This window comes from Massilia rhizosphaerae (genome assembly GCF_016093545.1).
GTDB classification, from domain to species: Bacteria; Pseudomonadota; Gammaproteobacteria; order Burkholderiales; family Burkholderiaceae_D; genus Telluria; species Telluria rhizosphaerae.
Window position 1 is genome coordinate 133,777 of the sequence record NZ_JADKYX010000006.1, and the last position, 25,505, is coordinate 159,281.

Here is a 25,505-nt window from a genome sequence, read left to right on the forward strand (position 1 = left end):
CAGGAGCCCTTTTTTTGTTAGCGGTACTTGGCATCGGCTTCGCGAGCGGCGGCGATCTCCGGCTCGTAGCGGTCGCCCACGGCCAGCAGCATTTCCTTGGTGTAGTACAGGTCGCCGCGTTTTTCGCCGTGGTACTCCAGCACTTGCGTCTCGACGATCGAATCGACCGGGCACGACTCTTCGCAGAAGCCGCAGAAGATGCACTTGGTCAGGTCGATGTCGTAGCGCGTCGTGCGGCGGGTGCCGTCTTCGCGCTGCGCGGATTCGATCGTGATGGCCATCGCCGGGCACACGGCTTCGCACAGCTTGCACGCGATGCAGCGCTCTTCCCCGTTCGGGTAGCGGCGCAGCGCATGCAGGCCGCGGAAGCGCGGCGAGATGGGGGTCTTTTCTTCCGGATACTGGACCGTGATCTTGCGCGAGAACGCGTACTTGCCGGTCAGGGCCAGGCCCTTGATGAGCTCGGACAGCATCAGGCTGCCGAGGATCTCTTTAACTCGTGTCATTTTGTGTGCTTCCTTACTTCCAGATGTTCCACGGCGTCTGCATCCAGCCGGCAACCAGCACCAGCCAGACCAGGGTCAGCGGAATGAACACTTTCCAGCCGAGGCGCATGATCTGGTCATAGCGGTAGCGCGGGAACGTGCCGCGGACCCAGATGAACAGCGAGACGATCAGGAACATCTTGGCGAACAGCCAGAAGAAACCGCCGACGGCGCCGAATTCGAGGAACGAGAACGGTGCGGCCCAGCCGCCCAGGAACATGATCGCGGCCAAGGTGCCGACGAGGATCATGTTGGCGTACTCGGCCAGCATGAACATCGCGTACGACATGCCCGAGTATTCCACCATGTGGCCGGCCACGATCTCCGATTCGCCTTCCACCACGTCGAACGGGTGGCGGTTGCACTCGGCCAGGCCGGACGTGATGTAGATGATGAACAGCGGCAGCAGCGGCAGCCAGTTCCACGACAGGAAGTTCACGCCGTGCGCGACGAAGTAGCCGCGGGTCTGGGCGCCGACGATGTCCGAGAAGTTCAGCGAACCCGACACCATCAGAACGACGACCATCACGAAGCCCATCGGGATTTCGTACGAGATCATCTGCGCCGATGCGCGCATGGCGCCCATGAACGAGTACTTCGAGTTGGCGGACCAGCCGGCGATGATGATGCCGTACACCTCCATCGACGTGATCGCCAGCAGCAGCAGCAGGCCGGCGTTCACGTTGGCGAGGGCCGCTTGCGGGCCGAACGGGATGACGGACCAGGCGGCCAGTGCCGGCATGATGGTCATCAGGGGGCCGATCACGAACAGGCTCGGCGTGGCTTTCGCCGGGATCACGATTTCCTTCAGCAGCAGCTTCAGGGCGTCCGAGATCGGCTGCAGCAGGCCGCCGGGGCCCACGCGGTTCGGGCCGATACGGATGTGGATCCAGCCGATCAGCTTGCGTTCCCACAGCACGAGATAGGCCACGAGGCCCATCAACGGCAGCAGGACGACGACGATTTTCAACAGCGTCCACACGAGGGGCCAGGCCGCCGGGCCCAGCAGGCTCGCGCCGCTGCTGTTCAGGTTGTTGATCATGTCAGGTACCGACATTTTGCTTGGGCTCCCCTGCTTTTATGCTTTAGCTACGTTGATCGGACCGAACATGTCGCCCAGTACCGAAGTCGATTCATGGGCGGCCGCGACGCGTACGACGTTCGCCGGCAGGCGCGCGTCGATGGCTGCCATCAGCACGGCGCTGCCCTGCCCTTGCGAGACCGTGACCTGGTCGCCGGCGTTCACGCCAAGCTTCTCGGCCAGTTGCGCCGAGATGGTGGCGACCGGCGCCTGGCCGTCGGCCGTGCGCAGCAGCGGTTCGGAACGGCGCGCGACGGCGTCGGCGAAGTAGATCGGCACGTCGGCCAAGCGTTCCAACTGCTCGCCCTTGCCGAAGAAGGCGCCGGTCGGCGCCAGCTTCGCGGCGTTGTTCAGCTTGGCGGACAAATCCATATTGCCTTTGCCGAGGACTTCGTCGCGGATCGCTTCCGAGTTCTCGTAATCGAAGCCGGACAGGCCCAGCAGGTTGCCCAGCACGCGCAGCACTTTCCACGCGGGACGGGTCTCGCCCAGCGGCTTGACGGTGCCGTTGAAGCTCTGTGCGCGGCCTTCGCAGTTGACGAAGGTGCCGGCCGTTTCGGAGAACGGCGAGACCGGCAGCAGCACGTCGGCATAGTCCATGCCGTGCATGAATGCCGACATCGCGACGACCATCTCGGCGCCCTTCAGCGCTTTCACGGCTTGCGCCGGGTTCGCCGCATCCAGGTCCGGCTCGGCGTTCAGCAGCACGTACGCCTTCTTCGGCTGCGCGAACAGGTTCGCCGCATTCTTCGACGTGGCATTCACCACGTAGCCGCCGACCGTGTTGGCGGCGTCGACGAAGTAGCCGAACTTGGCGCCGGTTTCAAGCGCGATCCACTCGGCCACGGCGTGCAGCTTCGATGCCTGCGGGTGGTACATCGCGGCATTGCCCAGCAGGACGGCGCCCGGCAGGTCGGCGGCATGCTCGACGACCAGCGTGGCGGCGACGGCCTTGGCGGCGTCGCCGGCGGTCACGCCTTCGAAGCCGGAAGGTAGCGCGATGCCTTTTGCGGCGGCGACGGCGACGGCGATTTCCGACAGCGCGGCGAGCCAGTCGCTCGGTGCCGCAACGATGCGGTTGGCGGTCGGGATCAGGTTGTCGTCAGCGGAACCGTGGACGATCGACAGCTTGGCGCCCGACTTGACGGCGCCGCGCAAGCGCGTGGCGACCAGCGGATGATCCTTGCGCAGGAACGAGCCGACCACGAGCACGCGCTTGAGGTTCGACAGTTCGGCGATCGGCATGCCCAGGTTCGGCACCACTTTGCCGTCCAGCGCGAAGTCGGTCTGGCGCAGGCGGAAGTCGACGTTCTCGATGCCGAATTCGCGCATGGCTTTCTGCAGCAGATACAGTTCTTCCACGGTCGAGTGCGGCGTGCCGATGGCGGCGATGGAATCCGCGCCGTGCTCGTGGCGGATGTTGCGCAGGCCGTGGGCGACGTATTCCAGCGCCGTCTGCCAGTCGGTCTCGATCCACTTGCCGTCCTGCTTGAGCATCGGCGTGGTCAGGCGCGAGGCGTTGTCCAGCGCTTCGTACGAGAAGCGGTCCTTGTCGGACAGCCAGCACTCGTTGATGCTTTCGTTTTCCAGCGGCAGCACGCGCATAACCTTGCCGCCCTTGACCTGGACGATCAGGTTCGAGCCCAGCGAGTCGTGCGGCGACACCGAGCGGCGGCGCTGCAGTTCCCACGGACGGGCCGAGTAGCGGAACGGCTTGGAGGTCAGCGCGCCGACCGGGCACAGGTCGATCATATTGCCCGACACTTCCGAGTCCACGGACTTGCCGACGAACGTCGTGATTTCCGAGTGCTCGCCGCGACCCAGCATGCCGAATTCCATCACGCCGGCCACTTCCTGGCCGAAGCGCACGCAGCGGGTGCACTGGATGCAGCGGGTCATCTCTTCCATCGAGATCAGCGGGCCCGCTTCCTTCGGCGCCACGACGCGCTTCTCTTCCTGGTAGCGCGATTCGCCCTTGCCGTAGCCGACGGCCAGGTCCTGCAACTGGCATTCGCCGCCCTGGTCGCAGATCGGGCAATCCAGCGGGTGGTTAATCAGCAGGAATTCCATCACGGATTTCTGTGCCTGCACGGCCTTGTCGCTGTGCGTGCGCACGATCATGCCCGGAGAGACCGGGGTGGCGCAGGCGGGCAGCGGCTTCGGCGCCTTTTCCACTTCCACGAGGCACATGCGGCAGTTGGCCGCGATGGACAGCTTCTTGTGGTAGCAGAAGTGCGGGATGTACGTTCCCAGTTTGTTTGCGGCGTCCATCACCATCGAACCCGGTGGGACTTCGACTTTCTTGCCGTCTAATTCGATTTCAACCATTTGATCGTTACCTGACCCGGTTTAGAGGTAAGTCGGCACCAGGCAGTGCTTGTGCTCGACGTGATATTCAAATTCTTCGCGGAAGTTCTTGATCATGGCGCGAACCGGCATCGCGGCGGCATCGCCCAGCGCGCAGATGGTGCGGCCCTGGATGTTGTCGGCGATCGAGTTCAGCAGGTCCATATCTTCCGGACGACCCTGGCCGTGTTCGATGCGGTGGACCATGCGGTACATCCAGCCGGTGCCTTCACGGCACGGCGTGCACTGGCCGCACGATTCCTCGTAGTAGAAGTAGGACAGGCGCAGCAGCGACTTGACCATGCAGCGGGTCTCGTCCATGACGATTACGGCGCCCGAACCCAGCATCGAACCGGCCTTGGCGATCGAGTCGTAGTCCAGGTCGGTCTGCATCATGACGTCGCCGCGCACGACCGGCGCCGACGAACCGCCCGGGATGACGGCCTTGATCTTCTTGCCGCCGCGCATGCCGCCGGCCAGTTCCATCAGCTTGGCGAACGGCGTGCCCAGCGGGACTTCGTAGTTGCCCGGACGCTCGACGTCGCCCGAGATCGAGAAGATCTTCGTGCCGCCGTTGTTCGGACGGCCCAGCGCCATGTACTCGGCGGCGCCCATGTTCAGGATGAACGGGACGGCGGCGAACGTTTCCGTGTTGTTGATCGTGGTCGGCTTGCCGTACAGGCCGAACGACGCGGGGAACGGCGGCTTGAAGCGTGGCTGGCCCTTCTTGCCTTCCAGCGATTCCAGCAGCGCGGTTTCTTCGCCGCAGATGTAGGCGCCGTAGCCGTGGTGCGCGTGCAGCTGGAAGCTGAACTCCGAACCCATGATCTTGTCGCCCAGGAAGCCGGCGGCGCGCGCCTCTTCCAGCGCCTCTTCGAAGCGCAGGTATTCCTCGAAGATCTCGCCGTGGATGTAGTTGTAGCCCACGGTGATGCCCATCGCGTACGCGCCGATGGCCATGCCTTCGATCAGTGCGTGCGGGTTGTAGCGGATGATGTCGCGGTCCTTGAACGTGCCCGGCTCGCCTTCGTCGGTGTTGCAGACGAGGTATTTCTGGCCCGGGAACTGGCGCGGCATGAAGCTCCACTTCAGGCCGGTCGGGAAGCCCGCGCCGCCGCGGCCGCGCAGGCCGGACGTTTTCAGGTCGGCGATGATCGCCTCGGGCGTGATCTTCTCTTCCAGGATGCGGCGCAGCGCGGAATAGCCGCCGCGCTTGACGTAGTCTTCCAGGTGCCAGTTGGCGCCGTTCAGGTCCTTCAGGATCAGCGGGTTGATGTGGCGGTCGTGCAGGCTGGTCATTTGTTCAGCTCCTCCAGCAGGGCGTCGATCTTCTCGTCCGACATGAACGAGCACATGCGGTGGTTATTCACCAGCATGACCGGCGCGTCGCCGCAGGCGCCCATGCATTCGCCTTCCAGCAGCGTGAACTGGCCGTCCTCGGTCGTTTCGCGGTAGTCGATGCCCAGGGCATCCTTGATGCGCTTGGCGGCGCGTTCCCCGCCCGACAGCGCGCACGGCAGGTTGGTGCACACGGTGATCTTGTGCTTGCCGACCGGCTTGATGTTGTACATGTTGTAGAAGGTGGCCACTTCCTGCACGGCGATGGCGGGCATGCCGATGTAGTCGGCCACTTCCTGCATCGTTTCCGGCGACAGCCAGCCCAGTTCGACTTGCGCGTGGGCCAGCGCGGCCATCACGGCCGACTGGCGCTGGTCGGCCGGATACTTGGCCAACTCGCGGTCGATTTTTTTCAAGCACTGCTCAGATAACATAATCTTTTCTACCCTTCTTATCGGTCGATCGAGCCGAACACGATGTCCTGCGTGCCGATGATGGTGACGGCGTCGGCGATCATGTGACCGCGCGCCATTTCATCGAGCGATTGCAGGTGGACATAGTCCGGGGTGCGGATCTTGAGGCGGTACGGCTTGTTGGCGCCGTCCGACACGATGTAAATGCCGAACTCGCCCTTCGGATGTTCGACGGCCGCATAGGCCTCGCCCGGCGGCACGTGGAAGCCTTCGGTGAACAGCTTGAAGTGGTGGATCAGCGATTCCATATTGGTCTTCATGTCCACGCGCGACGGCGGGGCGACCTTGTGGTTGCTCGTCATGACCGGACCCGGGTTCGCGCGCAGCCAGGCGATGCATTGCTTGATGATGCGGTTGGCCTGGCGCAGCTCTTCGATGCGCACGAGGTAGCGGTCGTACGAGTCGCCGTTGGTGCCGACGGGGACGTCGAAGTCCACCTTGTCGTAGGCGGCGTACGGCTGGACCTTGCGCAGGTCCCAGGCGATGCCCGAGCCGCGCAGCATCGGGCCCGAGAAGCCCATGCCCATCGCGTCTTCCGGCGACACGACGCCGATGCCGACGGTACGCTGTTTCCAGATGCGGTTGTCGGTCAGCAGGGTCTCGTATTCGTCGACATAGCCGTCGAAGCGCTTGGTGAACTGCTCGATGAAGTCCAGCACGGAGCCCTGGCGGGTCTCGTTCAGTTCGTCGATGGCCTTCTTGCTGCGCAGCGGCGATTCGCGGTGCTTCGGCATCACGTCCGGCAGGTCGCGGTACACGCCGCCCGGGCGGTAGTACGCCGCGTGCATGCGCGCGCCCGACACGGCCTCGTACACGTCGAACAGGTCTTCGCGGTCGCGGAACGCGTACAGGAACGGGCCCATGGCGCCGATGTCCAGCGCGTGCGCGCCCAGCCACATCAGGTGGTTCAGGATGCGGGTGATCTCGTCGAACATCGTGCGGATGTACTGCGCACGGATCGGCACTTCGATGCCCAGCAGCTTCTCGATGGCCAGCACGTAGCCGTGCTCGTTGCACATCATCGAAACGTAGTCGAGGCGGTCCATGTACGGCACGGACTGCAGGTAGGTGCGGGTCTCGGCCAGCTTTTCGGTGCCGCGGTGCAGCAGGCCGATGTGCGGGTCGGCGCGCTGGATGACCTCGCCGTCCAGTTCCAGCACGAGACGCAGCACGCCGTGCGCTGCCGGGTGCTGCGGACCAAAGTTCAGGGTGTAATTCTTAAGCTCAGCCATTATTTCATCCCGTAGGTTTCTTCGCGGATCACGCGCGGGATGTTCTCGCGCGGCTCGATCGTCACGGGTTGGTAGATCACGCGTTTCTGCTCGGGGTCGTAACGCATTTCGACATAGCCCGAGATCGGGAAGTCCTTGCGGAACGGGTGGCCGATGAAGCCGTAGTCGGTGAGGATGCGGCGCAGGTCGCCGTGGCCCTCGAACAGGATGCCGAACAGGTCGAATGCCTCGCGTTCGAACCAGTTGGCGTTGCGCCAGATGCCGGTGACGGAGTCGACCAACGGCATATCGTCGTCCGGGCAGAACACGCGCACGCGCACGCGCCAGTTGTGCTCGATCGACAGCAGGTGCGACACGACCGCGAAACGCAAACCGTCCCACGTGCCTTCGCCGTAGGACGAGTAGTCGACGCCGCACAGGTCGACGAGTTCCTGGAAACGCAGCGCGGGATCGTCGCGCAGCTTTCGCATGGAGGCCAGATACTCGGCGGCCTTCACTACTACCGTTACTTCGCCCAGCGCCACGGTAATGGCGGCGCCCTCGCCCAGAGCATTCTTCAGGGCGAGTTCGAGGGCTTCGATTTTTGTCGTCATGGTTGAAACCGGCTTGGAATTATCGCGCGATGGTATTCGTGCGCTGGATCTTGTTCTGGAGCTGGATGATGCCGTACAGCAGGGCCTCGGCGGTCGGCGGGCAGCCCGGGACGTAGACGTCGACCGGCACGATGCGGTCGCAGCCGCGCACGACGGAGTACGAGTAGTGGTAGTAGCCGCCGCCGTTGGCGCAGGAGCCCATCGAGATGACCCAGCGCGGCTCTGCCATCTGGTCGTAGACCTTGCGCAGTGCGGGCGCCATCTTGTTGCACAGGGTGCCGGCCACGATCATCACGTCGGACTGGCGCGGCGACGGGCGGAACACAACGCCGAAACGGTCGAGGTCATAGCGCGCGGCACCCGCGTGCATCATCTCGACCGCACAGCAAGCCAGGCCGAACGTCATGGGCCACATCGACCCGGTACGTGCCCAGTTGATCAGCTTGTCGGCTGTGGTGGTAACAAAACCTTCGTTTAAAACGCCTTCAATAGCCATGGCTTATTCCCAATCAAGGGCACCTTTCTTCCAGATGTACCAGAAGCCGACGATGAATTCGACGATGAACACCATCATCGTGACGAATCCGGTCCAGCCCAGGTCGCGCATCGAAACGCCCCAAGGGAAGAAGAATGCCGTTTCCAGATCAAACAAAATAAACAGGATCGCGACCAGGTAGTACCGGACGTCGAACTTCATGCGCGCGTCTTCGAAGGCTTCGAAGCCGCATTCATACGGGGAGAGTTTCGCCGCATCCGGGCGATGGGGACCGACCACACGGCCGAGGACCTGCGAGGCGACACCGACGACGGTGCCGATCACGATGAAGAGTAAGACGGGGAAGTAGTTCTCGAGGTTCACGATGAAGCCTTAGTTGAACGATCGGTTGATAAAACACTGCAGGGGCTGCAGTACCGCATCGCGCAATCCTGGCTTCATGCCTGTGCCAGGATCGTACGACTGGAGACACTGAATCATCCGCTTCGCGTTGCCGATCCCGACCTTCGAGGCGCGCCGTACCTCGTTGTACGACCGGCCTTCTCGGGCCAGAAGCGCCGCCGCTGGGACGGTTCTTCAAAGCCTCCGACAGATCCTCGTAAAAAAGCCAGCTAGTGCTTGCGAGCGGAAGCTCATGCGCCCTAGCTGGCTTCTTGTATCTTGGTGCCGACGGCGAGACTCGAACTCGCACAGCTTGCGCCACTACCCCCTCAAGATAGCGTGTCTACCAATTTCACCACGTCGGCTGGAGACCAGTATTCTACCCTGCCTTAGCAGCATTTTTCAATGCTCAAATTGCGCTAAACCAAGAAAAAATACTATTTTTCCCAACTTTTCAAAATCTATATTTACACCAAACTTACAACAACCGAGTCGGGAAAGCCGGTCGCGGGCGCTGGCGGACCGAAGCCCGCCGAATACTACACCACCCTGCGCGCGCTTGCAGGAAGTGGCCGCGCCGCAAAAATTACTTGGCGGGCGCAGGTGCCGGTGCCGATGCGGCCGGCGCCTGCGGCACGTCCTGCGTGGCGGCCGGCGCCGCTGCGGGGGCTTGGGCCGGCGCCGGGGCGGTCACCGGGACGGCATCGCCGGCGCTGGCCGGTGCCTTCTTGACGGGAACGGTCACGTGTTCCATCACGCCGCCGCCGACGCTCGCGTGCGGACGGTTCGAGCCGAAGTACGCCAGGGCCAGGGTCGACGCGAAGAAGATCGCGGCCGCGACGGCCGTCGATTTCGACAGGAAGTTCGACGAACCGCTGGCGCCGAACAGGCTGCCGGACGCGCCGGAACCGAAGGCGGCTCCCATGTCGGCACCCTTGCCGTGCTGGACGAGCACGAGACCGATGATGGCCAGCGCCGAGACGACCTGCACGACGACGATCAGATTGAACAACACGTTCATTGTTTATTCCATTCCAAGGTTGACTACTACGTTTGCAAAAAATCTTTGCTTGCACGCCGCCCCGCTGCGCGGGACGACGATGTGCTTCATCGCCTGGACTGGAATTCCAACCCGGCGTTATTCAGGCCGCACGAATGATGGCAAGAAAATCTTCCGCCTTCAAGGCCGCGCCGCCGATCAGCCCGCCGTCGATGTCCGGTTGGGCCAGCAGGTCCTTCGCATTCTCCGGCTTCATGCTGCCGCCGTACAGGATCGGCACCACCTCCGCCGCGTCCGCGTTGCGCGCCTTGAGCTGCGCGCGCAGCTGCGCGTGCACGTCCTGCGCCATCGCCGGCGTCGCATTCATGCCGGTGCCGATCGCCCAGACGGGCTCGTAGGCCACGACGATGCGCGCCACCGCCGCCGTGTCGAGCGCTTCCAGCACCGCGTCGAGCTGGGCGCCGACCGCCTGCGCCGTCGCGCCCGCTTCGCGCTCCTCCAGCGTTTCGCCGACGCACACGATCGGCGTCATGCCCGCGGCCAGCACCGCCAGCGCCTTCTGCGCCACCAGCGCACTGTCTTCGCGATGGTAGGCGCGGCGCTCGGAGTGGCCGACGATCACGTAGCGGCAGCCGAACTCGGCCAGCATCTGCGCGCATACCTCGCCGGTGTAGGCGCCGAATGCGTGGATCGACACGTCCTGCGCACCCCACGCGACCGGCGTACCGGCCAGCACTTCCTCGCACTGCTGCAGGAACGGCGCCGGCACGCACACCGCGCAGCCGGCCCGCGCGCCGTCCAGTCCGGCCACGATGTCCTTCAACAGCGTTACGTTGGTTGCGCGGCTGCCATTCATCTTCCAGTTGCCTACGATGAGCTTGGCACGCATTACAACCTCACGGTCAAATAACCCGTTATTGTAACGGGCGTTGAAAAACCGGTCAAACCGGGCCTGGCATGGCTATCGAATTTACTGTTCATTCTTGTTCTCGGTGACCGGAGACATTCAGCATGATCTTGCCGACGTGCGCACTGCTTTCCATCAGCGCGTGCGCGGCGGCGGCTTGCTCGAGCGGGAAGGTTTGATGAATCACGGGCTTGATCCGGCCCGCTTCCAGCAGCGGCCAGACGCGCTCGCGCAGCTCGCGCGCGATCTTTTCCTTGAACGCCACCGGACGGGGACGCAAGGTGGACCCCGTGACCGTCAGGCGGCGGCGCAGCACCTGCCCCAGGTCGACGTTGGCCCTGGCGCCGCCCAGCAGGGCGATGATGACGATGCGGCCGTCGTCGGCCAGGCAGCTCATCTCGCGCGCCACGTAGTCGCCGCCGACCATGTCGAGCACGACGTCGACGCCCTTCCCGTTTGTCGCCTCCTTGACGACCGGGACGAAATCCTCGGTCTTGTAGTCGATCGCGCGCTCCGCGCCCAGGTCTTCGCAGGCGCGGCATTTGTCCGGACTGCCGGCCGTGGCGAAGACGCGGTGGCCGAGCGCCCTGGCCAGCTGGATCGCCGTCGTGCCGATGCCCGAGCTGCCACCCTGCACCAGCAAGGTTTCGCCATCCGCCAGCGCGGCGCGCTGGAACACGTTGCTCCACACGGTGAAGAACGTCTCGGGCAGCGCGGCCGCCTCGAGCGGCGACAGGCCCCTGGGCACCGGCAGGCATTGCGCCAGCGGGGCCGCGCAGTATTCGGCATAGCCGCCGCCCTGCACGAGGGCGCAGACGAGGTCGCCCTTCGCGAATCCGCTGCCGGCCAGGTCGCCGTCGACGATCTCGCCGGCCACTTCGAGGCCCGGCAAGTCGGACGCGCCGGGCGGCACCGGATACTGGCCGAGCCGCTGGAACACGTCGGGCCGGTTGACGCCGGCCGCGTGGACCCGGATGAGGATTTCGCCCGGCTTGAGTGTCGGCACGGGGCGCTCGCAGGGCTGGAGCACCTCGGGCCCGCCGGGTTGGACGATTTCTATTGCACGCATGGCATACCCTAGTTAAATAATGATCAATTGTACGCCAGCGGACCGGATCACCCAAGCATGTCGAGCCAGAAAATGGCTGTGATCGCTAACAATGAGCAAGAAAATGCTCATTTAATGGGAGAATGTAGTAAATTTACTGCTGAGCTCCCGGATCGTGTAGTAGCGCTCCAGGGAACGGCGGACGCACGAAACGACACCGCCAGCCTCGAAGGGCTGGCGGTGTCGGAAACGTTGTGCGTACGATACAGAACGGCGGGCAGCATGCGAACTCACCGGCGATGCCGGCGGACGCCTGCCTGCGGCGTTCAGGAAACGCGCATCACATCACTTCTTGTTGTCGTTCTTGTGGCTCTGCGAGCCTGCCTTGGCATGCTGTTCCGGGGTGCCGCCGCGGGTGTGGCTGCCGCTTTGCTGGCTGCCGCCGCCCTGGCTCTGCTGGCTGCCGTCGTTCTTGTGGCTCATCGAGCCGGCACGGCGTGCCTCTTCCGACGTGAACTCATGGGCGTTGCCGGAAGCGTGTGCGGCCTTGCCGCCTTCCGAGGCGATTTCGCGCTGCTTCTGCGGGTCCATCGATGCGAAACCGCGGTTGCTGGTATCGCCGCTCTGGTTGTTACCCTTGTTGCCGCCTTGGTTATTGCCTTGGTTTGCCATGATTGCCTCCAATGGTTGCTGTCGTCCAGCTCATGAAAACTGCTTGAGAGGTCATCATCGTAGTCTCGCCAAGACGACCGGGACACCAAGGATTCGCCATGCTCGCGTAGGACGATGCCTCATACCGCTGTCGGCACCGTCCTTACATTACACGGCAACGCGTCAGGGATTGCCGCCCGTGCGCGACGACGTCGGCAGCGGCGTGCCGGGCTTCCAGTTGCGCGACAACGCCTGCGCTTCGTCGATCTGTTCCTGCGTCATCTGCCTGGCCACCGAGGCGCGCTGCTCGATGGCGTTGCGGTGGCCGTTGGCGGCCGCCAGGTTCCACAGCATGTAGGCGATGACGAAGTCCTGCGGCATCCCCGCCACGTGGTAGCGGTACATCAGGCCGAGCGCGTGCTGGGCGTCCGGATGGCCCTGCTCGGCGGCCTTGCGGAACCATTCCACGGCCAGTTTCTGGTCCTGGGGGACGGCATTGCCCGTGTAGTACATGGCGCCGATGACGTACTGCGCATCGGCCTTGCCCTGCACGGCCGCCTTGTAGTGCCAGGAAAACGCCTGCTTGTAGTCGCGCTGCACGCCGCGTCCCATGTAGTACATGAGGCCCAGCAAATGCTCGGCGTCCGCGTTGCCGGCCTTGGCAAGCGGGACGATTTCCTTCAGGGCCAGCGCGTAATTGCGGGCATTGTAGGCATTGGCGCCCTCCGCGAAGCCGGCCATCGCACTTCCGTGCACGCCCAGCGCGAAGAGGATCGCAACGGTCAGTTTTCTCATTGTCTCGTTCGGACGTTGTTTTTCTATTTCATTTCCAGCTCACCTTGCCAAGCCCGTCGACCGCGACCTTGCGGTTCTGGGGCTTGCCGTACACCGTCACCGACCCCATCCCGGACAGGTTCAGGTTCGCGGTCTGGCGCGCCGTCACGCGCGCGTTGCCGAGGCCCGACAGGTCGATGTCGACGGAGTCCGCACTGCACTGCTGCGCGTCCAGGTTGCCCAGGCCGCCGAGGTCCGCCTTCAGCCATTTGGCGCGCCCGGACAGCGAGATATACCCGGCGCCCTGCAGGTTCAATTCGACGCCCTCCCCGTTCAGGCCCTGCATCTGCATGCTGCCGATGCCGCCCAGGCTCGCTTTCACGATCCGGTAGTTGCTGGCGACCTTCATCGAGCCGGCGCCGTCCAGGGTCAGGTCCAGCTGGTCGCCGGAAAAGCCCGAGATCTCCGTCGTCCCCAGGCTCTCGGACGTCACCGCCCGCAGCGCCGGCAGCACGAGTTCGGCCCGCAGCGCCCCGGTGCGCACGTGGCCCCGGACGTCGGTGTCGATGTGCAGCGTGTCGCCGCTCTGCGCCGTGACCGTCCGCTCCAGGTAGCGCGGTTCGCCGGTGAGGGTCAGGACCGGCGTGGCGCCCTGGCGGATCTTCAGGTCGACGGCGCCGTCCACGTTGACCCGCACGACGCGGGCATCGACGGGACGGGTCTCGGTCACGACATCGGGCGCGGCATGCGCGGCCGCGACGACGGCACACAGGGCAACGCCCGCCGGAGCGAGCGCGAAAATCTTGTTCATCCGATTCTCCGAATTCCTGTTCTTGTTGTGAGGGTTGATAGCTTGAAACAGGATATACGGACAACCCGCCCGGCCCCACGGGATTGCGACGAACTGCAAAAATGACCACCTGAGCGACATGGGGACGGGTTGGCATGCATAGTCGAGCCGGTCATTATCGCGCGGCGAGACCCCTCGAAATGTCTCCGTTTGTCACCGTTTGTCGTTGATGTATGTATCAACAATTCATGTCGTTCATGCATTTGCTGCGTTAAGATAAATTTGCTGTCCTCAACCCATAACCCAGAAGGTGATCAATGCGCCTGCGCTTCTTGCCTGCCCTGCTGGCCGGCTTGTCACTCTCGTTGTCGGTGGCTGCCGCGCCCGCCGCAACCAGCGACCAATGGACCCTGCCGGTCAACGTCGAAAAGCTCGACAACGGCCTGACGGTCGTCGTCTCGGAAGACCACAGCTCGCCCACCGTCGGCGTGTCGGTCGTCTACCACGTCGGCATGCGCCTCGAGCCGCGCAACCGCACCGGCTTCGCCCACCTGTTCGAGCACCTGATGTTCCAGGGCACGCCGGACGCGCCGAAGGGCGTGTTCGACCGCGCCATCACGGGCGGCGGCGGCCGCAACAACGGTTCCACGCGGCCCGACTTCACCAACTACGTCGAGACGGCGCCCGTGTCGTCGCTCGAGCCCATCCTGTGGCTGGAAGCGGACCGCATGAAGACGCTCGACTTCAACCCGGCCACGCTGAAGAACCAGCAGGACGTGGTGAAGGAAGAGATCCGCGTGAACGTCAAGAACCGGCCGTACGGCGGCTTCTACTGGCTCGACATGAGCCAGCTCGCGTTCCAGAAATGGGAAAACAACCACGATGGCTACGGCAGCTTCGCGGATCTCGAAGGCGCCAGCCTGGACGACGTGCGCGCCTTCCACCGCGACTTCTACGGCCCGAACAACGCCGTGCTGGCGATCGCCGGCGACGTCACGCCCGCGCAAGCCTTCGCGCTCGCGCAAAAATACTTCGGCGGCATCGCGGCCCGGCCCGTGCCCAAGGCGTCGGACTTCTCGGAAGGCCTGAACACGCACGAAAAGCGCATCGAGCAGAGCGACGCGCTGGCCCAGGTGCCGGCCGTGGCCGTCGGCTGGAAAGTGCCGCCGCAGGGCAGCCCCGACCAGGCCCCGATGGCCGTGCTGTCCGAACTGCTGGCCGGCGGCGACGCGTCGCTGTTCTACCAGAACCTGGTCAAGGGCCGCGAGATCGCGCTGAACATCGACGGCGGCTTCGGCCTCACGGGCCCGTTCGAATACGGCGGCCCGACCCTGTTCACCGTGTTCGGCCTGTACAAGCCGGACAGCAGCGCCGACGCCATGCTGGCCGCGATGGACGAGCAGATCGCCAAGGTCGTCAAGGACGGCGTCGACGCCGCGACCCTGAAACGGGTCAAGACGCGCATGCTGGCCGACTGGAACAACAACCTGGAAAACATCCTGTCGCGCGCCGACACGCTCGCCAAGCTGCAGACGCTGTGGGGCGACGCCGAGGTCGTCAACAAGGTGCCGGGCTGGATCGAGGGCGTCACGTCCGCCGACCTGCAGCGCGTGGCCGCCACGTATCTGACGAAGGCGAACCGCACCGTGATCGACCGCAAGCCGGCCGTGAAGAAATGAGGAGCGACCCGATGAATAAACTGATGCTGACGATGCTCGTGGGCGCCCTGTTCGTCCACTCGGCCCAGGCCGCGGAAGCGGCCGCCGCCCCCGCCAAGGACGCGATGCCGGCCGCGATGCCGGCCTACGGCAAGGACAAGCCCCTGCCCGTCCCGCACATCGGCAAGAAGACGCTGCCCAACGGCCTGCAGGTGTGGATCGTGCCGCGCGACGGCATCCCGCGCGTGGACATGGTGCTGGCCGTGCGCGGCGCGGGCCTGGCCGCCGACGACGCCGGCCATCCGGGCTTCGCCGACCTGCTGGCCGGCCTGCTGAACGAAGGCACGGCGAAGCACGACTCGCGCGCGATCGCGGAGGCGGCCCAGGGCATGGGCGGCTCGGTGGCGGCCGGCGCCGGCCCGGACGGCATCTCGGTCCAGGCCAGCGCCCTCGCGTCGCAGGCGGCGCCGATGATGCGGCTGCTGGCCGAAGTCGTGCGCACGCCGACGTTCCCGGCCAAGGAGGTGGCGCTGGCCAAGGCGAACGCGCTGCAAAGCCTGCGCGTGGCCGAGACCCAGCCGCGCTTTCGCGCCGAGCGCGCGATCGACCTCGCGATCTACGGCGACCACCCGTACGGCCACACGACACCGACCGCGGCGTCGATCGGCTCGACCACCCAGGCCCTGCTGCACCGCGAGCACTTGAAGCGCTTCCGGCCCGACCGCGCGCTGCTCGTGATCGCGGGCCGCATCAAGGAGGCGGACGCCTTGGCGCTCGCGCGCGAGGCGTTCGGCGACTGGAAGGCGAGCGGTCCGGCCCCGGCCGAAACCCGCAAGGCCCCAACCAGCGCGAAGCCGGTGCGCGTGCTGCTGGAGCGCGCCGGCAGCGTGCAGTCGACGATCCGCCTGGGCAGCCCGGGCATCGCCGCGACGAACGCCGACCAGATCGCGCTGCGCCTGGCCAGCACGATCCTGGGCGGCGGCTTTTCGAGCCGCGTGAACATCAACCTGCGCGAGGAAAAGGGCTACACGTACGGCGCCTCGGCCGGCGCGCGCCTGCAGCGCGACGGCGGCAGCATCGTCGGCGGCGCGGACGTGCGCAACGAGGTCACGGGCGCCGCGCTGAAGGAGTACTTCAACGAGTACAAGCGCATCGGCGCCGACCTCGTGTCGCCGGCCGAGATGCGGATGCACAAGCGCTACGTGGCGGGCGGCTACCTGCTGAGCAACCAGATGCAGCGCGCCGTCGCCGGCACGCTCGCCTCCAACTGGCTCGTCGGGCTGCCGGCCGAGTTCCTGGGCCAGTACGTGCCGCTGATCGAAAAAGTCACGCCGGACCAGGTGCGCGCCGTGGCGAAGAAGTATTTCGCGCCGGAGTACCAGTCCATCATCGTCGTCGGCGATGCGAAGGCCGTCGGCGAGCAGCTCAAGGCGTTCGGGGACTTCACGGTCACGGACAAATAAGCGGCGCCGCGCGGTCGGTCATTTTTTGGCCGACTGCTTCGATCCGCCGCTCGACGACTGCTTGGTCTCGCCGTGCTCGGCGCGCTGCTTGTTCACGATGCGCGCCGCGACCTCGTCCTCGCGGCCGGGATAGCGGTGTTCCTTCTTGAATTCCGTCTCGAGCTTCTTGTATTCGCGCTCGCGTTTCGGGCTGGCTCCCTTGGGCATGATGGCCTCCATCGGTGGCATTGATGGCGCCAGATTAGGCCGATGCGGCGGGCGCGTTCGTGCGTTGACGCACGTTGCGCGGCAACGCACACGGTGATGGTGGGCACGGGGTGCCCACCCTACGACGGAAACGTAGGTTTGGTGGGCACGGGCGACGGAAACGTAGGGTGGGCGCCCTGCGCCCACCAAGCGGACCTCACCCCTGCAGCGCTTTTTCGAGGTCTTCCAACTCCGCCGGCTTGACGAGGTGCGCATCGAACCCCGCCTCCTGCGCCTTGCGCCGATCCTCCGGCGAACCGTACCCCGTATGCGCCACGAGCCGGATCGACGCCAGCTGCGGCTGCCGCTTGATCATGCGCGCCAGCTCGTAGCCGTCCACGCCCGGCAGGCCGATGTCGAGCACGATCACGTCCGGCCGCTGCGCCAGCGCCATCTGCACGAGATTGCCCGCGTCGGCCGTCGTGTGGGCCTCGTAGCCCATCTCGGCCAGCAGGAAGGCCATCATTTCCATGGCGTCGACGTTGTCGTCCACGAGCAGCACCTTGCGCCCGCGCGCCGCCGGTCCGGGCTGGCCGGACGGCGAATCCGCCGTATCCGCGCCGTCGGCCGCCGCCGTGCGCAGCACCGGCAGTTCGACCGTGAACGTGGAACCGAGCCCGATGCCGGGACTCGTCGCGGCCAGCCGGCCGCCGTGCATCTCGAGCAGGCGCGAGACGAGCGACAGGCCGATGCCGAGGCCCTCCGGCGCACGGTCCGGCGGGACGGCGGCCTGGGCGAACATGCCGAAGATGCGCGACAGGTTGTCCTCGGCGATGCCGATGCCGTTGTCCTGCACGGCGATGCGCACGACCGCGTCCGCCAGCGTGACCTCGACCCGGATGCGGCCGCCCTTGGGCGTGAACTTGGCCGCGTTGTGCAGCAGGTTGCCCATCGACTGCGCCAGGCGCACCGGGTCGCCCATCAGCCAGATGCGGCGGTCGGGCTGGATCACGTCCAGCTTGTGTTCGCGCGCCGCGATCAACGGGCCGGCCGTCTCCACGGCCTGCGCGATCACGCCGTTCAGGTCGACCTCTTCCTGGCGCAGCGCGATCTTGCCTTCCGAGATGCGCGCCACGTCGAGCAGGTCGTCGACGAGGTGGGCCAGGTGGTCGACCTGGCGCGTGATGACTTCGCGCGCGCGCGCCTGGCGCTCGATGGCGCCCGCGCCGGACGCGCCCAGCAGCGCCGCCGCATTGCGGATCGGCGACAGCGGGTTGCGCAGTTCGTGCGCCAGCGTCGCGAGGAATTCGTTCTTGTTGGCGTCGGCCGCGCGCAGCAGCGCTTCCATCTCCTTGCGGCGCGTGATGTCGCTCGTCACGCGCGCCACCCGATAGACCTCGGCGCGCTCGTCGCGCACGGGGAACAGGCGGTCGCGCACCCAGCGCGGCGAACCGTCCGGCAGCACGACGCGGAACTCGGCCTCGTAATGCGGCGCGGACGGCAGCGCATCCCACAGCGACGCGACGTAGGCGCGGTCGTCCGGATGCACGGCCGCCATCCAGCTCCCCGGCTCGCGCTCGAGCGTCTCCACGGGTCTGCCCCAGATGGTCGGATACGCGGGGCTCACGTATTCGAGCGCGCGCGCCGGCACGGAGAACATCCAGAACACGTCCTCGATGTTGTCGGTCAGCTGGCGGAACCGTTCCTCGCTGTCGCGCAGCGCGCTCTGGGTCCGGCGCATGCGCAGCAGCGCGTTGACGTTCGCGATCAGTTCGTCGGCCTCGATCGGCGCGGCGAGATAGTTGTCGGCGCCGCCCTCCAGGCCGCGGATCTTGTCGGCGCGGCCCGTCAGCGCGGCCGACGTCTGCAGCACGAGCACCATCGCGCTGTCCGGGTCGGCCTTGATGCGGCGGCATACCTCGATGCCGTTGATGTCGGGGAGCTTCACGTCGAGCAGCACCAAAGCGACGCCGCCGCGCTTGACGACGGCCAACGCGTCGGTGCCGTTGCTCGCCTCGACGACGTCGAAGCCCGCGCTCTGCAGGATCCGCGTCTTGGCGTAGCGGGCGCCGTCGTTGTCGTCGACGTTGAGGATCAAGGTCGGGGTAGTCATCGTGCGTTCCTCAGTTTCCATCGTTGCGCGGCGCCGATCGGGCCGGGAAGAGACGCGGCAGCGCGAGGCTGAAGGTGGAGCCCACGCCGGGCTGGCTGACCACGTCCACGCGGCCGCCCAGAAGTTCCGCCAGCTTGCGGCACAGGGGCAGGCCGAGGCCCGTGCCCTTGCTGCGCCGCTGCAGCGGGTGTTCGATCTGGCTGAACTCCTCGAAGATCAGCTGCAGGTTGTCCGGGCCGATGCCGATCCCGGTATCGGCCACCGCGAAGACGATGGTGTCGGCGGCCGGATCGTGCAAGGCCGACACCCGCACCGCGCCCTGCTCGGTGAATTTCAGGGCGTTCGAGATGAAGTTGCGCAGCACCTGGGAAATCTTGCCCTCGTCCGAATCGAACGCTTCGGTGTAGTCGCACGGCTCGAAGATCAGGTCGACCCGCGCCTCGTCGACGAGGGGCCGCAGCATCGCCTTGAGCGTGCGGAACAGGTTGTCCACGACGACGGGCGCCACCTGCACTTCGACGCGGCCCGCCTCGATCTTGGCCAGGTCGAGCAGGTCGTTGACGAGCTCCGACAAGTCGGCGGCCGCCGTTTCGATGTAGCGCACCTGGCGCTCCTGCTCGGGCGTGAGGTCGCCGTCCATGCGGTCCAGCAGCAGCTTGGCCAGCGCGCGGATCGACGACAGCGGCGTGCGCAGCTCGTGGCTCGTGTTGGACAGGAAGCGCGACTTCATCTCGTCGGCGCGGCGCAGGCGCTCGGCCTTGTCCTCGATCTCCGCGTACAGCGCGACGATGCCGCGGTTGGTGTCCTCCAGCTCGCGCGTCAGCGACAGCAGGTCTTCCTGGCGCTCGCGCAGCTCGGCCAAGGTGGTGACCAGCTCGCGGTTCTGCAGCTGGAGTTCGTTGTACGTGTTCGCGACGGGGCTGTCCTTGGCCAGCTGCGCCGCGATGTCCGACAGGCGCCCGGGGCCGACCCAGGGCTCGCGCGGCATCAGCTTGCGCATCGCGATGGTGCCCTGGTCCACCTCGCACTCGTCCATCAGGCGGTGCGCGGTGACGACCGCGTCGTCCGGCGCCTGCGCACCGTTGCCCGCGCTGATCGTCACTTCGAGGTACTGGCGCCGCAGGGCGTCGCGGATCAGGAAAGCGGCGCGTCCTTTGACGCCGGCCTGGCTGGCGCCGCGCGCCACTTCCGAGACGGCGGTGGCGATGCGCACCTGGTCCTGCTGCGAGAACCCGAGCAGGTTCGACACCTGGCGCGCGCGCTGGCGCACGAGCACGACGTCCTGTTCGTTGGCCAGCCCGATGGCGAGGATGCGCTGCACGTTCGTCATGACGTCCTCCGGCGCGCGACCAGCACCATCGCGTCGTCGCGGCGGCGGATATAGTCGCGCATCAGCACGGCCGCCACGAGCGCGGGCGCGCGCGCGGCGAGGCCGGGGTAATCGCCCAGGTCCCACTGGGTCTGGATGCCGTCCGACGTCAGCACGCACAGCGCGCCGCGCGGGAACGGCGCCGTGAATTCCTGCACCTTGCGCATGTTGTGGCCGACGATGCCGTTGTGCGAGACGAGCGCGCGGCGCGCGGTGCCGTCGTAGACGGTGGCGGCCACGTTGCCGATGCCGGCGAAGCGCACGTCGTCGCCCTCGTAGTCGATGCGCGCCACCGCCAGCGCCGCGCCGCGCGTGATGCGCAGCAGTTCGTGCGCCGTCTGCAGCACCTCGGCCGGCGCGGCGGCCGGCCGCTTGTCGAGCGCCTGGATCGCGCCCACGGCGGCCTTCGCCGCTTCCGGACCGTGACCGAGACCGTCCGCGCCCAGCAGGGTCGCGCCGCCCTTGTCGCAGCTGACGGCCCAGCCGTCGCCGCAGGCGTCCTCGCCCGCGAGCGGCAGGCACAGCGCGCCGACCTCGACGCCGCAGGGCTCGGGGGGCGTGGCGCCCTGCCAGATGCGCATGAAGAACGCGGCGCCGCGTCCGGGCCGGGTCCAGACGTCGAATTCGTCGGCCTGGCGGCGCAGCGCACCGAGCCCGGTGCCGGCCGTGCCGGCCGTCGAGACGCCGTCGCGCAGCGAGAATTCGAGATCGGCCATGCCGGGTCCGTTGTCGACGGCGACGACGTCCACGCCCGCCATCGTCACGCCCGACTGCGTGCGCATGATCGTGACCGTGCCGTCGCCCGCGTGCTTGAGGATGTTGGTGGCGGCTTCCGTGACGACGATCGCGAGGCGGCCGGCCTTGACGTCGTCGAAGCCGAGGGCATCCGCCAGCTTCTGCCCGGCGCGGCGCACGGCCGCGACGTCGCTGGCGTGAGAGATCCGGAAGTTGAGCTGCGGGGACTTCGAACTGATCAGTGTTTCCATTTGACGACCGCCACCGCTGTGCCCTCTCCCGCACGGGAATCGATGGCGAATTCGTCGACGAGGCGCTTGGACCCGCCGAGCCCGAGCCCCAGCCCGCCGCCCGTCGTGTAGCCGTCGCGCAGCGCCATGTCGAGGTCGGGGATGCCGGGGCCGTTGTCGACGAAGATCAGGCCGACGCCCTTGCGGAAGCCGTCCGCCAGCGCGTCGAGGTAGACCGTGCCGCCGCCGCCGTACTTGAGCGTGTTGCGCGCCAGCTCGCTGGCCGCCGTCACCAGCTTGGTCTGTTCGACGAGCGACAGTGCGATCGCGACGGCGCGCTCGCGCACGTGCTTGCGCAGGGCGACGACGTCCTCGTCCGAACGCAGCGGCAACGTGCTGCGTTCGGTACGGTACTGGCGGTGCCGCTCGATCAGGTCGGACTCGAAGCTCGCCGCGTTGTTGAGAGCCGCGCTCATCAAAACTCAGTCTTTCCCAACAGGGCCATGCCCTTTTCGACGTTGAGTGCCGTCTTCACGCCGTGCAGCGTGAGACCCAGTTCGACCAGCGTGATCGCGACGGCCGGCTGCATGCCGACGACGACCGTCTGCGCGTCCAGCACGCGCGCCATGGCGGCCGTGTTGCTGATCATGCGGCCGATGAACGAGTCGACCAGGTCGAGCGCCGAGATGTCGATCAGCACGCCCTTCGCGCGGTCGCGCACGATGCGTTCGGTCAGGTCGTCCTGTAGGGTCATCGCCAGGCGGTCGTGCATGTCGACCTGGATCGTCACCAGCAGCAGGTCGCCCATGCGGAGGATCGGGATGCGTTCCATGCGCGGTCCTTACGCCTTGGCGGTACGCTTGATGACCGACGTGCCGGTGCGCTCGAGCGCGACGAGGAACGCGTCCGCCAGCGTGGCCTTGGTCACGACGTCCTCGAGGTTCACGCCCAGGTGCACGATGGTCTGCGCGATCTGCGGGCGAATGCCGCTGATGATGCAGTCGGCGCCCATCAGGCGCGCGGCCGCGATGGTCTTCATGAGGTGCTGCGCCACGAGCGTGTCGACGGTGGGCACGCCGGTGATGTCGATGATGGCGATCGAGGCACCGGTGTCGACGATCTTCTGCAGGATGTTTTCCATCACGACCTGGGTGCGCGCGGAATCGAGCGTGCCGATCAGCGGCAGCGCGAGGATGCCGTCCCACAGCTTCACGACGGGCGTCGACAGCTCCAGCAATTCCTGCTGCTGGCGCACGATGATCTGGTCGCGCGCGCGCTGGAATACCTCGATGGTGTACAGCCCCAGTTTGTCGAGCAGCGCGCTGACGGTCCACGACGCGCCGGCCAGCGCGGCCGGGTCGGCGGCGAAGCCCTGGCTCAGGCGGGCGAACAGCGGCTGCTTCAGCGAGAACACGAAGGTCGCCGTTTCGCTCGGCGTCGAGCCGTTGCGGGCGCGGCTGGACGAGATCTCGGACAGGATGTCGCGCACCTCGTCCCACGACCGGTGCTCGATGTTCTGGAGTTCGCCGCCGCGGGTGGCGTGGGCAAACGCGGTGAGGAATTGCTGGCAGTGCTTGCGCAACTGTTCTTTCGAGACGACGCTCGACCGCAAGGTCAACGCTTCCAGCTGCTCGATCCACTCCGCGCCGATGTCGGCCTCGTGTTCCTGGATCAGGTGGCTGATGCGGTTTGCGTAGTCCTGGGTCGTCATCGGTTGTCCTTGTATGGTGAAAGGTTGCGCCCTCTTCTGCATATTTACATTTTGGGCAACTTCATTAAACGGCCAACTATACCATTTATCTTTTGGATAACACGACACGATTGGTGTCATATCATCGCTCGGCGAATACGGCCACGTATTTCGCTGACGCGCCATGTTTTTCGGGGGCACCGCGCATTTCTCCACGACACTGGTCGAGAATCATGTCAACCCATGTCGGCTTGACGCTCCAGGTGCCTGATCTTGAAAACCTCCCATCCTTTCCCGTCGATCCGACACACGTTGGCGAACGATGCGCTGCCGGACTCCCGGCGCGCGGCTGCATCGTCCGACTCCCGCCGCGATACCCCGCGCAGCCGCCGCGAGGTGCCGAACGCCTTGCAAGGCCTGTCCCATTTCAGGGGCCATGCGGCGCAAGCGCCCGTGGGTTCGATGGGCCCGGCCGGTGCTTCGTCACCGCAAGGGCAACCGGATCGCGCCCCGAGACTGGCGCGGCTGAACGCACGAATTCCGGAACATTCCGACGACGCGCGCCCCCGGGCCGTGCGTCCGGGAGGCTCCGCCCCGGGGCCGTCTGCGCCGCCGGCCTCGGCTGAAGCGCGCCGGAAGAACGCCGGGACGGGAGCGTTATCGGGTCTGTCCTGTCTTGCGGCACCGTGGAAAGCCCTGGGCTTCGGACGTAAGCCCAAGGCAGAGGCATCGGCCCCGGCGGCACCGGAGAACCTGTCCGACTGGACCTGCATCGGTCGCAAGCCCGGCGGATCCGCCGCAGGCGCCCTGTATGTCGACACGGACGGACAAAAGTGGCTGGTCAAGGGCTACGGCCACGATGAACAGGCCAGGAGCGAAGTGCTCGCATCGCATCTGCTGCGAGCGGCTGGAGCACCCGCCGCGGACCTGAAACTCGTCAACCTGGGGCAATCGCACAAGGGCGGCCTGGGCGTGGCATCCCGCTGGTTGGATGATGCCCAGCCCTTCAACGCGCGCAATCCGGCGCACGTCAAAAACATGCAGCAGGGTTTTGCTGCGCATGCATGGCTGGCCAACTGGGATTCGGTCGGCCTGACGCACGACAATGTGTTGATCCACAATGGCCAGGCCGTCCATATCGATCCCGGCGGCGCGCTGGAATTCCGTGCCATGGGCGGCCGCAAGGGAGATGCATTCGGCAACAAGGTCGGTGAGCTGGCCAGCATGCGCGATCCGAACATGAACCCCGCATCGGCCGCGGTCTACGGCGGCATGTCCCAGCAAGACATCGCCGACAGCGCCAAACCGGTCCTGAAATTATCCGGCTCAGCCATCCGGCGGCTCGTCGAGCGCCACGGTCCCGGCGATCCGAAGCAGCGGGAGGCCCTGGCCACCAAGCTGATCAAACGGCAGAGCGATATCCTGGCATGGTGCGCCAGTGCAAAGCGCCCCGTCCGCGATACGAAACCCTCGCTGCAGAGTCTGGACAAAAAATTCCCGGCAAAAAAAATCAAACCGGGTGACAAATACGCCCCGAAGATCGCGGGGTTCCTCGCACTGGGTACGCCGGGCCAGGGAATACAGGTACCGGTCTTGCCGCGCGAGCACACCCGCCACGACACGCAGGCATATGCAGCTCACACCGTGGCAGGCATGAAAAAGCTGACGACAGCGCAACGGGAAGCCGTCTACAGCTACGCCCACCTCGGATATTCCCCGATCAACGCATCGCTGCGGACAGGGAAGCCCAGCGACACGGCCAGGCATCTCGATACCGCGATTCGCAAGGCCGGCGGGGAAATTCCGGCCGGAACGCTGCTCTCGCGCAAGATTGCGGTATCCGGTGCGGCAAAAGATCAGCTTCTGAACGCTACGGGAAAGGTTCTTCAAGAGCCGGCGATCATGTCCACATCGACAAACCCCGACATGTATACCGGAAATGTGCACCTGAAGCTGACCGTCGGCGAGGGCGTGAAGGGCTTGTTCGTGGGTTGGGGTTCGGAGCCCGACAACGGCTCGATCTCACGCATGCCCGGTGAGTCCGAACTCATCCTTCCGGCGAATACACGGCTTTACGTACAAAAGGTTACGACGGCCCCGTCAACCCGAGGGCGCGGTGACGCCGATGGTTTCGGGAACGAATCGGATCTGACCCATATCGTCCACGCGGTCATCCTGCCGACGCATTGACCGGCGCGTCCCGGTCGGGATGCCGGCGGCCGGCAGGTTGTGCTTGGGCAGGCTCGATCGCGTTGCCGTGCTCCCTCGATGATGCCGAACACCCGCTCGACGGTCGGCTCGCGCAGCGCCTGGTCGGCGCGGCCCGCCAGGTTTTCCGTCGATGCATCATCTCCGTCTGGCCTGAAAGGGGTCATTGAACGGGACAAAATACCCGTTTGCAATTAT

General features: G+C 65.9%; 25 protein-coding genes and 1 tRNA gene. 3 read left to right on the top strand and 23 right to left on the bottom strand.

All coding sequences use genetic code 11. The features are described 5' to 3' along the window. Positions 1–17 precede the first annotated feature (17 nt). From nuoI to ISF28_RS11590, 16 genes are all read right to left on the bottom strand, one after another. The gene (nuoI, locus tag ISF28_RS11515; RefSeq protein WP_198117324.1) at positions 18–506 is read right to left on the bottom strand and encodes an NADH-quinone oxidoreductase subunit NuoI; all 489 of its coding nucleotides are present in this window, start codon (positions 504–506) and stop codon (positions 18–20) included. Positions 507–519: 13 nt separating this feature from the next. After that, complete coding sequence (gene nuoH, locus ISF28_RS11520; RefSeq protein ID WP_198117325.1) at positions 520–1,602, bottom strand: NADH-quinone oxidoreductase subunit NuoH; 1,083 nt, start codon at positions 1,600–1,602, stop codon at positions 520–522. Positions 1,603–1,623: 21 nt separating this feature from the next. Further along, a complete protein-coding gene (gene nuoG, locus ISF28_RS11525; protein WP_198117326.1) occupies positions 1,624–3,954 on the bottom strand; it encodes an NADH-quinone oxidoreductase subunit NuoG in 2,331 nt (776 codons plus the stop codon). 21 nt (positions 3,955–3,975) lie between these two features. Then, complete coding sequence (gene nuoF / locus ISF28_RS11530; protein WP_198117327.1) at positions 3,976–5,271, bottom strand: NADH-quinone oxidoreductase subunit NuoF; 1,296 nt, start codon at positions 5,269–5,271, stop codon at positions 3,976–3,978. Further along, the gene (gene nuoE / locus ISF28_RS11535) at positions 5,268–5,744 is read right to left on the bottom strand and encodes an NADH-quinone oxidoreductase subunit NuoE (protein WP_198117328.1); all 477 of its coding nucleotides are present in this window, start codon (positions 5,742–5,744) and stop codon (positions 5,268–5,270) included. Before nuoE ends, nuoF begins: the two co-directional genes overlap by 4 nt. 17 nt (positions 5,745–5,761) lie before the next feature. Continuing rightward, positions 5,762–7,015 (bottom strand): NADH-quinone oxidoreductase subunit D, encoded by a 1,254-nt coding sequence (locus ISF28_RS11540; protein ID WP_198117329.1) that lies wholly within the window; start codon positions 7,013–7,015, stop codon positions 5,762–5,764. Then, entirely contained in the window at positions 7,015–7,608 is a 594-nt protein-coding gene (locus ISF28_RS11545) for an NADH-quinone oxidoreductase subunit C (RefSeq protein ID WP_198117330.1), read from the bottom strand. Before ISF28_RS11545 ends, ISF28_RS11540 begins: the two co-directional genes overlap by 1 nt. Positions 7,609–7,627: 19 nt before the next feature. After that, a complete protein-coding gene (locus tag ISF28_RS11550; protein WP_036230641.1) occupies positions 7,628–8,104 on the bottom strand; it encodes a NuoB/complex I 20 kDa subunit family protein in 477 nt (158 codons plus the stop codon). A gap of 3 nt (positions 8,105–8,107) precedes the next feature. After that, the gene (locus ISF28_RS11555; protein ID WP_198117331.1) at positions 8,108–8,467 is read right to left on the bottom strand and encodes an NADH-quinone oxidoreductase subunit A; all 360 of its coding nucleotides are present in this window, start codon (positions 8,465–8,467) and stop codon (positions 8,108–8,110) included. A gap of 298 nt (positions 8,468–8,765) precedes the next feature. Beyond that, a tRNA-Leu gene (locus ISF28_RS11560) sits at positions 8,766–8,850 on the bottom strand. Positions 8,851–9,071: 221 nt separating this feature from the next. Continuing rightward, positions 9,072–9,506, bottom strand: coding sequence for a preprotein translocase subunit SecG (gene secG, locus ISF28_RS11565; protein WP_198117332.1), 435 nt, complete (start codon positions 9,504–9,506; stop codon positions 9,072–9,074). 121 nt (positions 9,507–9,627) lie between these two features. Next, positions 9,628–10,374 (bottom strand): triose-phosphate isomerase, encoded by a 747-nt coding sequence (tpiA, locus tag ISF28_RS11570; protein WP_198117333.1) that lies wholly within the window; start codon positions 10,372–10,374, stop codon positions 9,628–9,630. A gap of 88 nt (positions 10,375–10,462) precedes the next feature. Continuing rightward, positions 10,463–11,461 (bottom strand): NAD(P)H-quinone oxidoreductase, encoded by a 999-nt coding sequence (locus tag ISF28_RS11575; RefSeq protein WP_198117334.1) that lies wholly within the window; start codon positions 11,459–11,461, stop codon positions 10,463–10,465. A gap of 324 nt (positions 11,462–11,785) precedes the next feature. After that, positions 11,786–12,112, bottom strand: a complete 327-nt coding sequence (locus ISF28_RS11580; RefSeq protein WP_198117335.1) for a KGG domain-containing protein — start codon at positions 12,110–12,112, stop codon at positions 11,786–11,788. A 162-nt stretch (positions 12,113–12,274) separates the two neighbouring features. Further along, positions 12,275–12,886, bottom strand: coding sequence for a tetratricopeptide repeat protein (locus ISF28_RS11585; protein ID WP_198117336.1), 612 nt, complete (start codon positions 12,884–12,886; stop codon positions 12,275–12,277). Positions 12,887–12,914: 28 nt separating this feature from the next. After that, complete coding sequence (locus ISF28_RS11590; protein ID WP_198117337.1) at positions 12,915–13,676, bottom strand: GIN domain-containing protein; 762 nt, start codon at positions 13,674–13,676, stop codon at positions 12,915–12,917. Positions 13,677–13,972: 296 nt separating this feature from the next. On the opposite strand from ISF28_RS11590, the gene ISF28_RS11595 reads away from it, so the two are divergent. Both ISF28_RS11595 and ISF28_RS11600 read left to right on the top strand, forming a co-directional pair. After that, positions 13,973–15,334 carry a M16 family metallopeptidase gene (locus ISF28_RS11595; protein ID WP_198117338.1) on the top strand — a complete coding sequence of 454 codons (1,362 nt, stop codon included), beginning with the start codon at positions 13,973–13,975 and terminating at the stop codon, positions 15,332–15,334. A gap of 11 nt (positions 15,335–15,345) precedes the next feature. Beyond that, the gene (locus ISF28_RS11600; protein ID WP_198117339.1) at positions 15,346–16,776 is read left to right on the top strand and encodes a M16 family metallopeptidase; all 1,431 of its coding nucleotides are present in this window, start codon (positions 15,346–15,348) and stop codon (positions 16,774–16,776) included. Between the two features lie 18 nt (positions 16,777–16,794). Here the strand turns inward: ISF28_RS11600 and ISF28_RS11605 are convergent, their stop codons facing one another. From ISF28_RS11605 to ISF28_RS11635, 7 genes are all read right to left on the bottom strand, one after another. Further along, positions 16,795–16,983 carry a hypothetical protein gene (locus ISF28_RS11605; RefSeq protein WP_198117340.1) on the bottom strand — a complete coding sequence of 63 codons (189 nt, stop codon included), beginning with the start codon at positions 16,981–16,983 and terminating at the stop codon, positions 16,795–16,797. A 196-nt stretch (positions 16,984–17,179) separates the two neighbouring features. Then, positions 17,180–19,075 (bottom strand): ATP-binding response regulator, encoded by a 1,896-nt coding sequence (locus ISF28_RS11610; protein WP_198117341.1) that lies wholly within the window; start codon positions 19,073–19,075, stop codon positions 17,180–17,182. Between the two features lie 10 nt (positions 19,076–19,085). Next, positions 19,086–20,405, bottom strand: coding sequence for a sensor histidine kinase (locus ISF28_RS11615; protein ID WP_198117342.1), 1,320 nt, complete (start codon positions 20,403–20,405; stop codon positions 19,086–19,088). Next, entirely contained in the window at positions 20,402–21,430 is a 1,029-nt protein-coding gene (locus ISF28_RS11620; RefSeq protein ID WP_198117343.1) for an ATP-binding SpoIIE family protein phosphatase, read from the bottom strand. Before ISF28_RS11620 ends, ISF28_RS11615 begins: the two co-directional genes overlap by 4 nt. After that, positions 21,418–21,885 (bottom strand): anti-sigma regulatory factor, encoded by a 468-nt coding sequence (locus tag ISF28_RS11625; protein WP_198117344.1) that lies wholly within the window; start codon positions 21,883–21,885, stop codon positions 21,418–21,420. Before ISF28_RS11625 ends, ISF28_RS11620 begins: the two co-directional genes overlap by 13 nt. Next, a complete protein-coding gene (locus ISF28_RS11630) occupies positions 21,885–22,241 on the bottom strand; it encodes an STAS domain-containing protein (RefSeq protein WP_198117345.1) in 357 nt (118 codons plus the stop codon). The genes ISF28_RS11625 and ISF28_RS11630 overlap by 1 nt, the downstream gene beginning before the upstream one ends. A gap of 9 nt (positions 22,242–22,250) precedes the next feature. Continuing rightward, positions 22,251–23,120, bottom strand: coding sequence for an STAS domain-containing protein (locus ISF28_RS11635; RefSeq protein ID WP_198117346.1), 870 nt, complete (start codon positions 23,118–23,120; stop codon positions 22,251–22,253). Between the two features lie 252 nt (positions 23,121–23,372). Between ISF28_RS11635 and ISF28_RS11640 the strand changes: the two genes are divergently transcribed. Then, positions 23,373–25,289 (top strand): ADP-ribosyltransferase, encoded by a 1,917-nt coding sequence (locus ISF28_RS11640; protein WP_198117347.1) that lies wholly within the window; start codon positions 23,373–23,375, stop codon positions 25,287–25,289. The last annotated feature ends 216 nt before the right edge of the window (positions 25,290–25,505 follow it).

What these genes read in the sequence shown, in the direction of transcription:
- ISF28_RS11620 (WP_198117343.1), bottom strand. Translation starts at nt 21,430, where the DNA reads ATGGAAACACTGATCAGTTCGAAGTCCCCGCAGCTCAACTTCCGGATC.
- ISF28_RS11585 (WP_198117336.1), bottom strand. Translation starts at nt 12,886, where the DNA reads ATGAGAAAACTGACCGTTGCGATCCTCTTCGCGCTGGGCGTGCACGGA.
- ISF28_RS11545 (WP_198117330.1), bottom strand. Translation starts at nt 7,608, where the DNA reads ATGACGACAAAAATCGAAGCCCTCGAACTCGCCCTGAAGAATGCTCTG.
- ISF28_RS11610 (WP_198117341.1), bottom strand. Translation starts at nt 19,075, where the DNA reads ATGACTACCCCGACCTTGATCCTCAACGTCGACGACAACGACGGCGCC.
- nuoE (WP_198117328.1), bottom strand. Translation starts at nt 5,744, where the DNA reads ATGTTATCTGAGCAGTGCTTGAAAAAAATCGACCGCGAGTTGGCCAAG.
- nuoH (WP_198117325.1), bottom strand. Translation starts at nt 1,602, where the DNA reads ATGTCGGTACCTGACATGATCAACAACCTGAACAGCAGCGGCGCGAGC.
- ISF28_RS11580 (WP_198117335.1), bottom strand. Translation starts at nt 12,112, where the DNA reads ATGGCAAACCAAGGCAATAACCAAGGCGGCAACAAGGGTAACAACCAG.
- ISF28_RS11605 (WP_198117340.1), bottom strand. Translation starts at nt 16,983, where the DNA reads ATGCCCAAGGGAGCCAGCCCGAAACGCGAGCGCGAATACAAGAAGCTC.
- ISF28_RS11625 (WP_198117344.1), bottom strand. Translation starts at nt 21,885, where the DNA reads ATGAGCGCGGCTCTCAACAACGCGGCGAGCTTCGAGTCCGACCTGATC.
- ISF28_RS11550 (WP_036230641.1), bottom strand. Translation starts at nt 8,104, where the DNA reads ATGGCTATTGAAGGCGTTTTAAACGAAGGTTTTGTTACCACCACAGCC.
- ISF28_RS11615 (WP_198117342.1), bottom strand. Translation starts at nt 20,405, where the DNA reads ATGACGAACGTGCAGCGCATCCTCGCCATCGGGCTGGCCAACGAACAG.
- nuoF (WP_198117327.1), bottom strand. Translation starts at nt 5,271, where the DNA reads ATGACCAGCCTGCACGACCGCCACATCAACCCGCTGATCCTGAAGGAC.
- nuoG (WP_198117326.1), bottom strand. Translation starts at nt 3,954, where the DNA reads ATGGTTGAAATCGAATTAGACGGCAAGAAAGTCGAAGTCCCACCGGGT.
- ISF28_RS11575 (WP_198117334.1), bottom strand. Translation starts at nt 11,461, where the DNA reads ATGCGTGCAATAGAAATCGTCCAACCCGGCGGGCCCGAGGTGCTCCAG.
- ISF28_RS11540 (WP_198117329.1), bottom strand. Translation starts at nt 7,015, where the DNA reads ATGGCTGAGCTTAAGAATTACACCCTGAACTTTGGTCCGCAGCACCCG.
- nuoI (WP_198117324.1), bottom strand. Translation starts at nt 506, where the DNA reads ATGACACGAGTTAAAGAGATCCTCGGCAGCCTGATGCTGTCCGAGCTC.
- secG (WP_198117332.1), bottom strand. Translation starts at nt 9,506, where the DNA reads ATGAACGTGTTGTTCAATCTGATCGTCGTCGTGCAGGTCGTCTCGGCG.
- ISF28_RS11595 (WP_198117338.1), top strand. Translation starts at nt 13,973, where the DNA reads ATGCGCCTGCGCTTCTTGCCTGCCCTGCTGGCCGGCTTGTCACTCTCG.
- ISF28_RS11600 (WP_198117339.1), top strand. Translation starts at nt 15,346, where the DNA reads ATGAATAAACTGATGCTGACGATGCTCGTGGGCGCCCTGTTCGTCCAC.
- tpiA (WP_198117333.1), bottom strand. Translation starts at nt 10,374, where the DNA reads ATGCGTGCCAAGCTCATCGTAGGCAACTGGAAGATGAATGGCAGCCGC.
- ISF28_RS11635 (WP_198117346.1), bottom strand. Translation starts at nt 23,120, where the DNA reads ATGACGACCCAGGACTACGCAAACCGCATCAGCCACCTGATCCAGGAA.
- ISF28_RS11630 (WP_198117345.1), bottom strand. Translation starts at nt 22,241, where the DNA reads ATGGAACGCATCCCGATCCTCCGCATGGGCGACCTGCTGCTGGTGACG.
- ISF28_RS11590 (WP_198117337.1), bottom strand. Translation starts at nt 13,676, where the DNA reads ATGAACAAGATTTTCGCGCTCGCTCCGGCGGGCGTTGCCCTGTGTGCC.